Source organism: Angustibacter peucedani, assembly GCF_054779595.1.
In genome coordinates this window covers 1-11,946 of sequence record NZ_BAAGXY010000020.1, presented here as the reverse complement: position 1 = coordinate 11,946, position 11,946 = coordinate 1, and the positions used below count along the sequence as shown (strand labels likewise).

The 11,946-nt window shown below is 74.2% G+C and carries 14 protein-coding genes; 9 read left to right on the top strand and 5 right to left on the bottom strand.

Annotation, left to right across the window (positions count from 1 at the left end; all coding sequences use genetic code 11):
• Positions 1–20: 20 nt before the first annotated feature.
• The gene (locus tag ACYVJ4_RS05165; RefSeq protein ID WP_460459043.1) at positions 21–1,565 is read right to left on the bottom strand and encodes a phytoene desaturase family protein; all 1,545 of its coding nucleotides are present in this window, start codon (positions 1,563–1,565) and stop codon (positions 21–23) included.
• A gap of 22 nt (positions 1,566–1,587) precedes the next feature.
• Here ACYVJ4_RS05165 and ACYVJ4_RS05160 point away from each other — a divergent pair, with 22 nt between their 5' ends.
• Genes ACYVJ4_RS05160 through ACYVJ4_RS05145 form a run of 4 tightly spaced genes read left to right on the top strand, consistent with a single transcriptional unit; the run spans position 1,588 to position 5,317 of the window.
• Positions 1,588–2,376 (top strand): thioesterase family protein, encoded by a 789-nt coding sequence (locus ACYVJ4_RS05160; RefSeq protein ID WP_460459042.1) that lies wholly within the window; start codon positions 1,588–1,590, stop codon positions 2,374–2,376.
• Between the two features lie 17 nt (positions 2,377–2,393).
• Complete coding sequence (locus ACYVJ4_RS05155; RefSeq protein WP_460459041.1) at positions 2,394–4,187, top strand: NAD+ synthase; 1,794 nt, start codon at positions 2,394–2,396, stop codon at positions 4,185–4,187.
• A complete protein-coding gene (panB, locus tag ACYVJ4_RS05150; protein ID WP_460459040.1) occupies positions 4,184–5,077 on the top strand; it encodes a 3-methyl-2-oxobutanoate hydroxymethyltransferase in 894 nt (297 codons plus the stop codon). Before ACYVJ4_RS05155 ends, panB begins: the two co-directional genes overlap by 4 nt.
• 54 nt (positions 5,078–5,131) lie before the next feature.
• Positions 5,132–5,317, top strand: coding sequence for a DUF5302 domain-containing protein (locus tag ACYVJ4_RS05145; RefSeq protein ID WP_460459039.1), 186 nt, complete (start codon positions 5,132–5,134; stop codon positions 5,315–5,317).
• A 19-nt stretch (positions 5,318–5,336) separates the two neighbouring features.
• On the opposite strand, the gene ACYVJ4_RS05140 is transcribed toward ACYVJ4_RS05145, so the two are convergent.
• Positions 5,337–6,119, bottom strand: coding sequence for a helical backbone metal receptor (locus ACYVJ4_RS05140; protein ID WP_460459038.1), 783 nt, complete (start codon positions 6,117–6,119; stop codon positions 5,337–5,339).
• A 33-nt stretch (positions 6,120–6,152) separates the two neighbouring features.
• Between ACYVJ4_RS05140 and ACYVJ4_RS05135 the strand changes: the two genes are divergently transcribed.
• Genes ACYVJ4_RS05135 through ACYVJ4_RS05125 form a run of 3 tightly spaced genes read left to right on the top strand, consistent with a single transcriptional unit; the run spans position 6,153 to position 9,195 of the window.
• A complete protein-coding gene (locus tag ACYVJ4_RS05135; RefSeq protein WP_460459037.1) occupies positions 6,153–7,154 on the top strand; it encodes a TIGR03557 family F420-dependent LLM class oxidoreductase in 1,002 nt (333 codons plus the stop codon).
• Between the two features lie 59 nt (positions 7,155–7,213).
• Entirely contained in the window at positions 7,214–7,918 is a 705-nt protein-coding gene (locus tag ACYVJ4_RS05130) for a hypothetical protein (RefSeq protein ID WP_460459036.1), read from the top strand.
• Positions 7,915–9,195 carry an MFS transporter gene (locus ACYVJ4_RS05125; RefSeq protein WP_460459035.1) on the top strand — a complete coding sequence of 427 codons (1,281 nt, stop codon included), beginning with the start codon at positions 7,915–7,917 and terminating at the stop codon, positions 9,193–9,195. The genes ACYVJ4_RS05130 and ACYVJ4_RS05125 overlap by 4 nt, the downstream gene beginning before the upstream one ends.
• 10 nt (positions 9,196–9,205) lie before the next feature.
• Here ACYVJ4_RS05125 and ACYVJ4_RS05120 read toward each other — a convergent pair whose 3' ends face one another.
• Positions 9,206–9,388 carry a methionine aminopeptidase gene (locus tag ACYVJ4_RS05120; RefSeq protein WP_460459034.1) on the bottom strand — a complete coding sequence of 61 codons (183 nt, stop codon included), beginning with the start codon at positions 9,386–9,388 and terminating at the stop codon, positions 9,206–9,208.
• A gap of 68 nt (positions 9,389–9,456) precedes the next feature.
• On the opposite strand from ACYVJ4_RS05120, the gene map reads away from it, so the two are divergent.
• Positions 9,457–10,332, top strand: a complete 876-nt coding sequence (map, locus tag ACYVJ4_RS05115) for a type I methionyl aminopeptidase (protein WP_460459033.1) — start codon at positions 9,457–9,459, stop codon at positions 10,330–10,332.
• On the top strand, positions 10,329–11,117 hold the full coding sequence (gene ppgK, locus ACYVJ4_RS05110) for a polyphosphate--glucose phosphotransferase (RefSeq protein ID WP_460459032.1): 789 nt from the start codon (positions 10,329–10,331) through the stop codon (positions 11,115–11,117). The genes map and ppgK overlap by 4 nt, the downstream gene beginning before the upstream one ends.
• Positions 11,118–11,135: 18 nt before the next feature.
• On the opposite strand, the gene ACYVJ4_RS05105 is transcribed toward ppgK, so the two are convergent.
• Positions 11,136–11,342: a hypothetical protein gene (locus tag ACYVJ4_RS05105; RefSeq protein WP_460459031.1), complete on the bottom strand. Its 207-nt coding sequence runs from the start codon at positions 11,340–11,342 to the stop codon at positions 11,136–11,138.
• A gap of 24 nt (positions 11,343–11,366) precedes the next feature.
• Complete coding sequence (locus ACYVJ4_RS05100; protein ID WP_460459030.1) at positions 11,367–11,819, bottom strand: ImmA/IrrE family metallo-endopeptidase; 453 nt, start codon at positions 11,817–11,819, stop codon at positions 11,367–11,369.
• Between the last annotated feature and the right edge of the window lie 127 nt (positions 11,820–11,946).

Below are 11,946 nucleotides of genomic sequence, written 5' to 3'. Positions count from 1 at the left end.
TCAAGCGAGGCTCAAGATCGTCAGGCGCGGTCGAGGACGGCCATGGCGGCGGCGCGACCGGGGATGCCGCTGACGCCGCCGCCGCGCCGGGCGCCGGCCCCGCACAGCAGCACCTTCGGGTGCTCGGTCTCGACGCCCCACCGGCCGACGTCGGCGTCGTCCTCGGCCCAGGGCCAGCGCAGGTCGCGGTGGAAGATGTTGCCGCCCGGCAGGCCGACGTCCGTCTCGAGGTCGACCGGCGTGCGCGCCTCCAGGCACGGCTCCCCCGCGGGCGTGCGCAGCAGGACGTCGGAGATCGGCTCGGCCAGCACCGAGTCGAGCGAGCGCAGCGTGGCGGCGAGCGCCCGCTCGCGGGTGCCCTCGTTGTCGTCGCGGAAGAGCCGGGCCGGCAGGTGCAGGCCGAAGAGCGTCAGGGTCTGCGCGCCCTCGGCCTGCAGCTGCGGCCCGAGGATCGACGGGTCGCTGAGCGAGTGGCAGTAGATCTCGCACGGCGGCAGGTCGGGCACGTGGCCCGCGGCCGCCTGCTCGAACGCGGTCTGGAGCTGGGCGTACCCCTCGTTGACGTGGAACGTGCCGCTGAACGCCGCCGCCGGGTCGACCGCGGGGTCGCGCAGCCGGGGCAGCCGGCTCAGCAGCATGTTGACCTTCAGCTGGGCGCCCTCGGGTCGCTCGCCGGGGTCCTCGCCCATGAGGGTGGCCAAGATCGTCGGCGCGCAGCCGGCCAGCACGTGGCCCGCCCCGACGGACGTCGTCCCGCCGGCCGCGTCGGTGAACGTGACCTCGCCCGCGGGGTCGACGGCGGTGACGCGGGCGTTCGTCACGAGCTCGGCGCCAGCAGCGGCCGCCGCCTGCGCCAGCGCCGAGGTGACCGCGCCCATGCCGCCGACGGGCACGTCCCAGTCGCCCGTGCCGCCGCCGATGACGTGGTAGAGGAAGCACCGGTTCTGCTGCAGCGCAGGCGAATCCGCGGCCGCGAAGGTGCCGATGAGCGCGTCGGTCAGCACCACGCCGCGCACCGTGTCGTCGCCGAAGGTGCGCTCGACGACCTCGGACACCGGCCGCTCGACCAGCGCCTCCCAGGCCTCGTCGTCGTCGACGAGCGCGCGGACGTCGGCCGCCGACCGCAGCGGCTCGGTCATGGTCGGGAAGACCCGCTGCGCCAACCGCCCCGTCATGTCGTAGAACCGTTGCCAGGCAGCGTGGTCGGACGACGACGCCACCCGCTCGAAGGACGCCGCGGTCGCCGCCGTGTCGCCGTTGTCGACGAGCAGCCCGCGGGCCGGGTCGCCCGGGACGGGCGTGTACGAGGAGTACCGGCGCCGCACCAACCGGACGTCGAGCCCGAGTTCGTCCACCACCTGCCGCGGCATCAGCGACACCAGGTAGCTGTACCGCGACAGCCGCGCGTCGACCCCGTCGAACACCGGCGCCGACACCGCGGCTCCGCCCACATGGTCGAGCTGCTCCAGCACCAGCACCGAGCGACCGGCCCGGGCCAGGTAGGCCGCGGCGGTCAGGCCGTTGTGCCCGCCGCCGACGACCACGACGTCGTACCGAGTGCGCATCCGGCGAGGCTACCGTCGCGGCATGGCCAGCTCCTTCTTCACCGCCGCCGGCGCGGGTCGGTACGCCGCCACCGAGGCCACCACGGGCCCGTGGTCGGCCGCCCACATGCACGGCGGCCCGCCGTCCGCGCTGCTGGTGCGCGAGAGCGAGCGCGCGGCAGCGGACGTCACCGAGGGCGGGCACTGGCAGGCCCAGCGGGTGGTGCTCGACTTCCTCGGCCCGGTGCCCGTCGCCGAGGTCGAGGTGCGCGCCGAGGTCGTGCGGCCCGGCCGCAGCGCGGTGCTGGTCGACGCCGAGCTGGTGGCCGGCGGCCGCCCGGCGCTGCGCTCGCGCACCTGGGTCGTGCGACGCGCGGACGACGGAGCCGCCGTCGCGCCCGCGACCCCCGACGAGCCGCCGGCCGGCCCGCCCGAGCTGGCCCCGCGCCACACCGGCTGGACCTTCGGCTACGCCGAGCACCTCGAGTGGCGGCTCGCGAGCGGCGTCATGGGTGAACCGGGTCCGGCGGCGGCGTGGGTGCGTCCGCTCGTGCCGCTCGTCGACGACGAGCCTGCCGCCGGCCTGGCCGCCTGCTGCCTGGTGGTCGACTCGGCGAGCGGCATCAGCGCCGAGCTGTCGTGGGACGACTGGTCGTTCGTGAACGTCGACCTGGCGGTGCACCTGCTGCGCGCGCCGGTCGACGAGTGGCTGCTGATGGACGCCCGCACGCACCTGTCGGGAGACCGAGCCGGGCTCGCGACGTCGACGCTGCACGACCGCCGCGGGCTCGTCGGGCGCAGCAGCCAGGCACTCGTCGTGCAGCCCCGCTGACGCCGTAGGCTCGCGTCATGCCGCAGCTGCGTCTCGCGCTCGCCCAGGTCGACGCCGTCGTCGGTGACCTGGCCGCGAACGCCGCCACGGTGCGCAGCTGGACGGCGCGGGCGGCCGCCGAGGACGCGCACCTCGTCGCGTTCCCCGAGATGGTGCTCACCGGCTACCCGGTCGAGGACCTCGCGCTGCGCCGCTCGTTCGTCGACGCCTCGCGCGGCGCGGTGCAGCAGCTGGCCCGCGACCTCGACGCCGACGGCCACGGCGAACTGCCCGTGGTGGTGGGCTACCTCGACCGCGCCGAGGGACGCGACGCCGACCCGGACGGCGACGGGGTCGGCGAGGACGGCCGCACCGGCGTGCCGAAGGGGATGCCGCAGAACTGCGTCGCGGTGCTGCACCGCGGCCGGGTCGCGGCCCGCTACGCCAAGCACCACCTGCCCAACTACGGCGTCTTCGACGAGTTCCGCATCTTCGTGCCCGGCCACGACCTCACCGTCATCCGCGTCGGCGACGTCGACGTCGCTCTCGCGATCTGCGAGGACCTCTGGCAGGACGGCGGCCCGGTGGTCAAGACCCGCGAGGCCGGCGCCGAGCTGCTGCTCGTGGTGAACGGCTCCCCCTACGAGCGCGACAAGGACGACACGCGGCTCGCGCTCGCCACGCGGCGCGCGGCCGAGGCCGGCTGCACCCTCGCCTACCTCAACCTCGTGGGCGGCCAGGACGACCTGGTCTTCGACGGCGACTCGGTGGTCGTCTCGGCCGACGGCGAGGTGCTGGCCCGCGCCGCGCAGTTCGCCGAGGAGCTGCTGGTCGTCGACCTCGACCTCGCCGCCTCGACCGTCGACCCGCAGGGGGACGTCGCCGACGTCGTCCACGTGACGCTGACCGACGAGCCGGTGCCGGCCTTCGAGCCCCGCCCGCCCCACCACGCCGAGCGGCTGGACCCGGTCGGCGAGGTCTGGACCGCGCTGGTCACCGGCCTGCGCGGCTACGCCCGCAAGAACGGGTTCTCGTCGGTGGTCTTCGGCTTCTCCGGCGGCATCGACTCGGCCGTCGTCGCCGCCCTGGCGGCGGACGCGCTCGGGGGCGCGAACGTCGTGGGCCTGTCGATGCCGAGCTCGTACTCCAGCGAGCACAGCCGGGACGACGCCCTCGACCTCGCCCAGCGCCTGGGCGCCGACTACCGCGTGCACCCGATCGCCGACCCGGTCGCCGCGTACCAGAAGGACCTCGAGCTCACCGGTGTCGCCGAGGAGAACCTGCAGGCCCGGGTGCGTGGCGCGCTGGTGATGGCGGTGTCGAACAGCGAGGGCCACCTGGTGCTCGCCACGAGCAACAAGAGCGAGCTCTCGGTCGGCTACTCGACGCTGTACGGCGACAGCGTCGGCGGGTTCGCGCCGCTGAAGGACGTGCCGAAGACGCTCGTCTGGCAGCTGGCGCGCTGGCGCAACGCCGAGGCCGAGCGGCGCGGCGAGCGCGCGCCGATCCCCGAGAGCTCCATCACCAAGGCGCCCTCGGCCGAGCTGCGCCCCGGCCAGACCGACCAGGACTCCTTGCCGCCGTACGAGCTGCTCGACCCGTTGTTGGAGCACTACGTCGTGGGAGCCCAGGGCCGCAGCGAGCTGCTCGACGCCGGCTTCGACCCCGTCGTCGTCGACCAGGTCGTCACGCTGGTCGACCGGGCCGAGTGGAAGCGCCGCCAGTTCGCCCCCGGCACCAAGATCTCGGCCGTCGCCTTCGGGCGCGACCGCCGCCTGCCCGTCACCAGCCGCTGGCGCGAGAGCGCCGCCCCCACCGAGGAGACCCCGTGACCGAGCAGCCCGGCAGCAGCGCCGACCAGGGCGAGCAGCCCGCGCCGTACGGCACCGGGCCGGCCGCGTCGTCCGGCACCGCCCCTGGCGTGCGGCGGGTGCGCGTGCACCACCTGCAGCAGATGAAGGAGCGCGGCGAGCGCTTCACGATGCTCACGGCCTACGACCAGTACGCGGCCGAGATCTTCGACGAGGCCGGCATCGACGTCCTGCTCGTCGGCGACTCGGCCGCCAACAACGTGCTGGGCTACGAGACGACCGTGCCGGTCACCCTCGACGAGCTGCTGCCGCTGGTGCGGGCCGTCACGCGCAGCGCCCGCCGTCCGCTCGTCATCGCCGACCTGCCCTTCGGCTCCTACCAGTCCTCGCCGCAGCTCGCCCTGGAGTCGGCGACGCGGATGATGAAGGAGGGCCTCGCGCACGGCGTGAAGTTCGAGGGCGGACGTCGGGTGGCCGGCCACGTGCAGGCCGTCGTCGACGCGGGCATCCCGGTGATGGGCCACCTCGGTTTCACCCCGCAGAGCGAGCACGCCCTCGGCGGCTACCGGGTGCAGGGACGCGGCGACCAGGGCGACCAGCTCGTCAAGGACGCGTGCGCCCTGCAGGACGCCGGCGCGTTCTCGGTGGTGCTCGAGATGGTGCCGGCGCCGGTCGCGGCCCAGATCACCGAGGTGCTGCGCATCCCCACCATCGGCATCGGCGCCGGGGCGTCGTGCGACGCGCAGGTGCTGGTGTGGCAGGACATGGCCGGCCTGCGCGGCGGCAAGATGAGCCGTTTCGTCAAGCAGTACGCCGACCTGCGCGGCGTGCTGCGCACCGCGGCCCAGGAGTACGCGGCCGACGTGCGCTCGGGCGCCTTCCCGACGTCCGCGCAGTCGTTCGAGTCCTGAGGCGCGGGCCCGAATGGGGTTGAGGGATCGCCCCGCTGCGGGCAGGGTGGCGGCATGAGCGCGACATCGAAGGACGACCACAACCCCGCCCCGGACGACGTGCGCCGCAAGTTCAAGGAAGCGCTGGACCGCAAGCAGGGCAAGCACGACGAGCACCTGCTCGACGGCCCGCAGTCGCAGGGGCACGACCACACCGGACCGGCCAAGGTGCAGCGCACCTTCCGCCGCAAGTCCGGCTGACCAGCAGGACCAGCAGGACCTACCGGCCGCCCGGCCGCGCCGCCCCGAGCTGCGCGCGCAGGGCGGCCGGTGCTGTCACCAGGCTCGGCCCGTACCAGGTCAGCAGCCGCCCGTCGACGAGCGCGACGTCGGTGTGCGAGAACGCTTCTGGGCCGTCGTCCGGTGTGAACGCGTACGGCTCGGACGGCAGCACGACGAGGTCGTGCGGCGGCAGCGCGTCGAGCTCGACCCGCGGGTACCGCTCGTCGGCGTCCTCGAGCGCGTTGTCGACCCCCAGCCGGCGCAGGACGTCGGCCGCGAACGTGTCGCGCCCCAGCGCCATCCACGGTCGACGCCAGATCGGGACGACGGCCCGCCGGCGCGGCGCGGGGCCAGCCAGAGCAGCTGTGCCCCAGGCGGCCCGCGCCTCGTCGAGCCACGCGGTCTGCGGCGCGCGGCAGGCCTCGAGCAGCCGGCGCAGCGACCCGAAGGCCTCGTCGACCGAGCGCACCTGCGTCGTCCAGACCGCGATCCCGTTGTGGCGCAACGCCTCCAGGTCGGGCTCGCGGTTCTCCTCCTCGTTCGCCACGACCAGGTCGGGTGCGAGCGCCACGACAGCGTCGACGTCCGGGTTCTTCGTGCCGCGCACGCGCGCGACGTCGAGCCCCGGCGGGTGCGTGCACCAGTCGGTGGCGCCGACGAGCAGCCCCGGAGCGCTGACGGCCAGCGTCTCGGTCAGCGACGGCACCAGCGACACGACCCGTCGCGGGCCGTCGTCCGGGAGCCGCACGGGTGCGCCTGTGTCGTCCCTCACCTCGAGCACCGCCCGATCCTCGCAGGGACTAGCGTCGCTGCCATGAGCGCCCTGACGGTCGGCTACGCCGCGATGCTGGAGCAGTTCCACCCCACCGAGGCGGTCGAGCTGACCGCCCTGGCCGAGCAGCACGGGTTCAGCGGGTGCATGGCGGCCGACCACTTCCAGCCGTGGGTGCCGCAGCAGGGCCAGGCCAGCTTCGTGTGGAACGTGCTCACGGCCGTCGGCGAGCGCACCGAGGGCGACCTCGGGCCGGGCGTCACCTGCCCCAGCTTCCGGTTCCACCCGGCGGTGGTCGCCCAGGCCGCGGCGACCCTCGAGGCGATGTACCCGGGCCGCAGCTGGCTGGGGCTCGGCACCGGCGAGGCGCTCAACGAGCACGTGGTGCCCGGCTACTGGCCCGAGGCGGGCGAGCGCTCCCTGCGGATGTGGGAGGCCATCGAGCTCATCTCGAAGCTGTTCACCGCCTCGCTGGAGGGCAAGGACGTCAAGCACTCCGGCCGCTTCTTCTCGATGGAGACCACCCGGCTGTGGACGATGCCCGAGCAGGCGCCGCCGATCATGGTGGCGACGGCCGGCCCGATCAACGCCAAGAAGACCGGCAAGTTCGCCGACGGGATGATCACGGTCGGCGCGCCAATCGAGAAGATCGAGGGGCTGTTCGGCAAGTTCGCCGAGGGCGCGCACGAGGCCGGCAAGGACCCCGACGCCATGCCGAAGGTGCTGCAGCTGCACCTGTCCTGGGACGAGACGGACGAGCAGGCCATGGACAACGCCATGACCGAGTGGCCGAACGGCGGCATGAAGTTCGGCAAGGCCGACATCCGCAGCCCGCACGACTTCGCCGCCATGGCCGCGCTGGTGCGGCCGGAGGACTTCGAGGGCCGCATGGTGATCTCGAGCGACCCGGACGTGCACCGGGCCGCGATCCAGCAGTACGTCGACCTCGGCTTCGACCGCGTCTACCTGCACAACGTCGGCCGCAACCAGGCCCGCTGGATCGAGGTCTTCGGCGAGCAGGTGCTGCCGAAGCTGACCCGCTGACGCGCACCCAGGCGCGTCGCCGCGCTGGGTGACACCGGTCGGTGGCAGGATCGTCGACCATGGACTCCGAGCGGGTGGCCGCGCTGCGGGACGCGCTGGTGCACACGAGCTGGTGGTCCCGTGCCACCGACCTCGGCCAGGCCGTGCGCCGCACGCCGGGGCCGGGACACCTGCTGCTCGTCGGCACCCCACGGGTCGAGCCGTGGCACCTCGCCGCCCACCTCGACGACGAGGCCCGCCTCAACGTGCTGCCCCAGATCGCGCCGCAGCTCGTGCGCTGGCGGCCGCCCGAGCAGGCGCCCGACCACCTCAAGATCGGGCTGAGCCGGCTCGAGCAGGTGGGCCGCGGCGAGACCGTGTTCGTCGTCGCCCCGGACGCCGCACCCGACCCGCTGCTCGAGCGGGTCGACGACGCACGTCGGACCGGCGCGACGATCCTCAGCCTCGACGCGGGCGACAGCGAGCTCGGCGTGTTGGCCCACGAGCGGATGACGGTGAGCGCCAGCGGCCTGGTCGTGCCCGAGGGCCTGCTGCCCGAGCCGCGCCCGGACGACGACCCCGACCTGCTCGCGGGCGACGACCGCCTCCCGCCGGAGGTCGTGGCCGGGCTCGCGCTGCCGGCGTCGTTCGATCTCGCCCAGCACTTCGTGAGCGCCGCCGCGGGCCTGCCCACCGTCGAGCAGCAGCGCGGCTGGCGCGAACGCCTGGGCCGGTTGATCGACCTGATCAGCGGGCCGTCACCGCGCCAGCAGCAACGGCCGTGAGGCGCTTCCACCTCGACCTCGCGCCGGTGCGCGCCTCGCGCGACTTCCGGCTGCTCCTGGCCGCGGGCACGGTCTTCTACGTCGGCGGGATGGTCACCTACGTCGCCCTGCCGTACCAGCTGTACCACCTGACCGGCTCGAACTTCGCGGTCGGCGCCGTGGGCCTGGTCGAGCTCGTGCCGCTCGTGGTCTTCGGCCTGTACGGCGGCGCGCTCGCCGACCACGTCGACCGCCGCCGGCTGCTGGTGGGCACCGGCACGGCGCAGGTGCTGCTGACCGCGGTGCTGCTGGCCAACGCCGCCGCGGGACGGCCGCGGGTGTGGGTGATCTACGTCGTCGCGGGGCTGCTAGCCGTGGCGCAGTCCCTGCAACGGCCCAGCCGCGAGGCGCTGGTGCCGCGCACCGTGACGCACGCCCAGCTGCCGGCGGCGGTGGCTCTGACGACGTCCGGCATGCAGCTCGGTGCGTTCGTCGGGCCGACGATCGGCGGCCTGCTGCTGGCCGGTCCCGGGCCGGCGTTCGCCTACGCGGTCGACGTCGCCGGGCTGGTCGTCGCCACCGCGCTGTTCTTCTCGCTGCGCAGCTACCGTCCGCTCGAGCCCGGTGAACCGCCCAGCCTGGCCGGGGTCGTGGCCGGCGTCCGGTACGCGGTCGGGCGGCGCGACCTGCTCGGCACGTACGTCGTCGACCTCGTGGCGATGTTCTTCGCGCTGCCCGTGGTGCTCTACCCCGCCCTGGCCACCGACGTGTTCCACCGTCCCGAGCTGCTGGGCGTGCTCTACACGGCCGAGACGGTCGGCGCGCTCGTCGCCGGGCTGACGAGCGGCTGGACCAGCCACGTCGTGCGGCACGGCCGCGCCATCGTGGTGGCCGCGGCCTGCTGGGGGCTCGCCGTCGCCCTGGCCGGGCTGGCCCCGACCCTGTGGGTCGCCGCGGTGCTGCTCGCGGTCGCTGGTGCCGCCGACTCGGTCAGCGCGATGTTCCGCGGCACCGTCTGGCACCAGACGATCCCGGACTCGATGCGCGGGCGGATGGCGGGCATCGAGATGCTGTCGTACTCGCTCGGCCCGCTCGGCGGCCAGGTGCGCAGCGGCGTCGTCGCCGACCTCACGACCGTCCGGACGTCGGTCGTGAGCGGCGGCGTGCTCTGCGTGGCGGGCGTCGTGGCCGCCGGCACCTGGCTGCGCGGGTTCTGGGCCTACGACGCGCGCACGGACGAGCACGCGGTGGCCGAGCGCGAGCGCCGCGCGGCCGCCGAGGAGCGGGAGGAGGCCTGAGCGTCCGGGCTCAGTCCTCGCCCTCCCAGTCGCGGTCCTCGCGGTCCCACTGCTCGGTGCGGTCGTGCGCGGTCTGCAGCGCGCGCTCGGCCTCCTCGCGAGAGCCGTACGGACCGAGCAGGTCCTTGCTCTGGCTCTTGTCCTCGACCTGCTCGACCTGACCGGTGCGGGTGTTGAAGTAGAAGTCAGCCATGCGGGCATCCTGCCGCGCGGCCGCCGCCAGCGCGAGCGCTGCGGGCCAGGGCTCCTAGACTGCCTGCCATGTCCCCAGCGCTGACCACCGTCGAGCCGGGCACGATCTCGCCGCGACGACCCGTGCCGGCCTCGATCCCCCGGCCGGAGTACGTCGACCGGCCGGCCCCGGCCCGCTACGACGGGCCCGAGGTGAAGAGCCCCGAGGTGATCGCCGCGATGCGCGTCGCGGGCCGGCTCGCCGCCCAGGCGATGGCCGCCGCGGCCGAGGTGATCGCGCCCGGCGTCACCACCGACGAGATCGACCGCGTCGGCCACGAGTTCCTGCTCGACCACGGCGCCTACCCGTCGACGCTCGGCTACCGCGGCTTCCCCAAGTCGTTGTGCACCAGCGTCAACGAGGTGGTCTGCCACGGCATCCCCGACGACCGCCGGGTCGAGGACGGCGACATCGTCAACATCGACATCACGGCCTTCGTCACCGTCGACGGCGTCGGCGTGCACGGCGACACCGACGCCACCTACCTGTGCGGCGACGTCGACGAGGAGTCGCGCCTGCTCGTCGAGCGCACCCACGAGGCGATGATGCGCGGCATCAAGGCGGTGCGCCCGGGCCGCGAGATCAACGTCATCGGCCGGGTGATCGAGTCGTACGCGCGCCGGTTCGGCTACGGCGTCGTGCGCGACTTCACCGGCCACGGCATCGGCACCGCGTTCCACTCCGGCCTCGTCGTCCCGCACTACGACGCCGCACCCCGCTACGACGACGTCATGGCACCCGGGATGACGTTCACCATCGAGCCGATGCTGAACCTCGGCACGCCCGACTGGGAGATGTGGGACGACGGGTGGACCGTCGTCACCCAGGACCGCCGACGATCCGCGCAGTTCGAGCACACGCTGCTCGTGACGGACGACGGCGCCGAGATCCTGACGCTGCCATGAGCGGCAGCTCGCAGGACGGCACCCACGACATCGCGCTGGGCATCGACGTCGGCGGGTCCGGCGTCAAGGGTGCGCCGGTCGACCTCGCCACCGGCGAGCTGCTCGCCGACCGGCTGCGGCTGGAGACGCCCCAGCCCGCGACGCCCGAGGCGGTGGCGGACGTCGTCGCCGAGGTCGGGCGGCACTTCACGGACCACCTGGGGGACGGGCCGATCGGCATCACGGTGCCGGGTGTCGTGACGCACGGCATCGTGCGCAGCGCCGCCAACATCGACCCCACCTGGATCGGCACGGACGCCGACACCCTGCTCAGCGAGCGGATCGGCCGCGACGTGCACGTGGTCAACGACGCCGACGCGGCCGGGGTGGCCGAGGCCCGCTTCGGGGCCGCACGCGGTCAGCGCGGGCTGGTGCTCATGACCACGCTCGGCACCGGCATCGGCACCGCACTGCTGCTCGACGGCCGGCTGGTGCCGAACAGCGAGCTCGGCCACCTCGAGATCGACGGCCACGACGCGGAGTCGCGGGCGGCGTCGTCCGTGCGCGAGGTCGAAGACCTGTCGTGGGAGGAGTGGGCCGAGCGGCTGCAGCGCTACTACGGCGTCGTCGAGGACCTGCTGTGGCCCTCGCTGATCGTCGTCGGCGGCGGGGTCAGCAAGAAGGCCGACAAGTTCCTGCCGCTGCTGCACCTGCGGGCGCCCATCGTGGCCGCGACGCTGCGCAACCAGGCCGGCATCGTCGGGGCCGCCCTGCTCGCGCACGAGGAGCGCGGCAGCCGCCCCTAGCCGTCGTCGAGGTCGCGGTCAGCGCTGGCGGGCGACCTTCATGACCTTCTTGGGCACCTTCGGCACCACCACGAAGACGCGCCGGTCCTCGCGGTCGGCGTATCCCATCTCGGCGAGGCGCTTCAGGGTCACCGGGCACTTCTTGCACCGGGGCTTGTCGCGGCAGCACTTCTTCTTCGCGGTCACGACGGGCACCAGGACAAGATAGGTAAGGCTTACCTTCATGTCCAATCCGCGCACCAGACGTGCTCAGGCCACCCGGTCCGAGCGGGCGGCCCGGGCCGCCAGCGCACGCCGCTCCCCCGGCTCGAGCCCGAGCAGCCGGTGCCGGACGACGTCCGGCCCGACGTCGAGCACCAGCGCGACCGCCTCGAGGTCGTCCGGGTGCGCGGGCAGCGCCTCGGCCAGCGCGGCCGGCGCCACCAGCCGGACGGCGGCCCAGGTGTCGGCCTCCGCCTCGACCCGCTGCGCCAGCCAGCGGCTGTCGCCGTAGTCGTGGCAGGCCTCGTGACCGAGCACGGCGTGCGCCAGCTCGTGGGCGAGCACGCAGCGGGCCGCGCGGCGGTCGAGGCGGTCGTCGAGCAGGATGACCCGCTCGTCGGGGCACCACCAGCCGGTGCCCTCGGCCAGCCGGCAGCGGTGCACCCAGATGTCCGGACGGCGGCGCAGCTCGGCCCACGGCGACCACGACGAGCGGGTCACGGCGAGCTCACGACCTGGTCACCTCTGCGGTTCGTCACCCTTGCGGACACGGCGGGCGGTGGTGCTGGCGCGGCGCGCGCCACCGCTCGAGCCACCCGGACGACGTCCCGACCGCGCGACGGCGCGC

Excerpts from the sequence above, each read along its gene's own strand:
- map (WP_460459033.1), top strand. The coding sequence starts at position 9,457 with ATGTCCCCAGCGCTGACCACCGTCGAGCCGGGCACGATCTCGCCGCGA.
- ACYVJ4_RS05165 (WP_460459043.1), bottom strand. The coding sequence starts at position 1,565 with ATGCGCACTCGGTACGACGTCGTGGTCGTCGGCGGCGGGCACAACGGC.
- ACYVJ4_RS05135 (WP_460459037.1), top strand. The coding sequence starts at position 6,153 with ATGAGCGCCCTGACGGTCGGCTACGCCGCGATGCTGGAGCAGTTCCAC.
- ACYVJ4_RS05120 (WP_460459034.1), bottom strand. The coding sequence starts at position 9,388 with ATGGCTGACTTCTACTTCAACACCCGCACCGGTCAGGTCGAGCAGGTC.
- ACYVJ4_RS05155 (WP_460459041.1), top strand. The coding sequence starts at position 2,394 with ATGCCGCAGCTGCGTCTCGCGCTCGCCCAGGTCGACGCCGTCGTCGGT.
- ppgK (WP_460459032.1), top strand. The coding sequence starts at position 10,329 with ATGAGCGGCAGCTCGCAGGACGGCACCCACGACATCGCGCTGGGCATC.
- ACYVJ4_RS05105 (WP_460459031.1), bottom strand. The coding sequence starts at position 11,342 with ATGAAGGTAAGCCTTACCTATCTTGTCCTGGTGCCCGTCGTGACCGCG.
- ACYVJ4_RS05145 (WP_460459039.1), top strand. The coding sequence starts at position 5,132 with ATGAGCGCGACATCGAAGGACGACCACAACCCCGCCCCGGACGACGTG.
- ACYVJ4_RS05160 (WP_460459042.1), top strand. The coding sequence starts at position 1,588 with ATGGCCAGCTCCTTCTTCACCGCCGCCGGCGCGGGTCGGTACGCCGCC.
- ACYVJ4_RS05130 (WP_460459036.1), top strand. The coding sequence starts at position 7,214 with ATGGACTCCGAGCGGGTGGCCGCGCTGCGGGACGCGCTGGTGCACACG.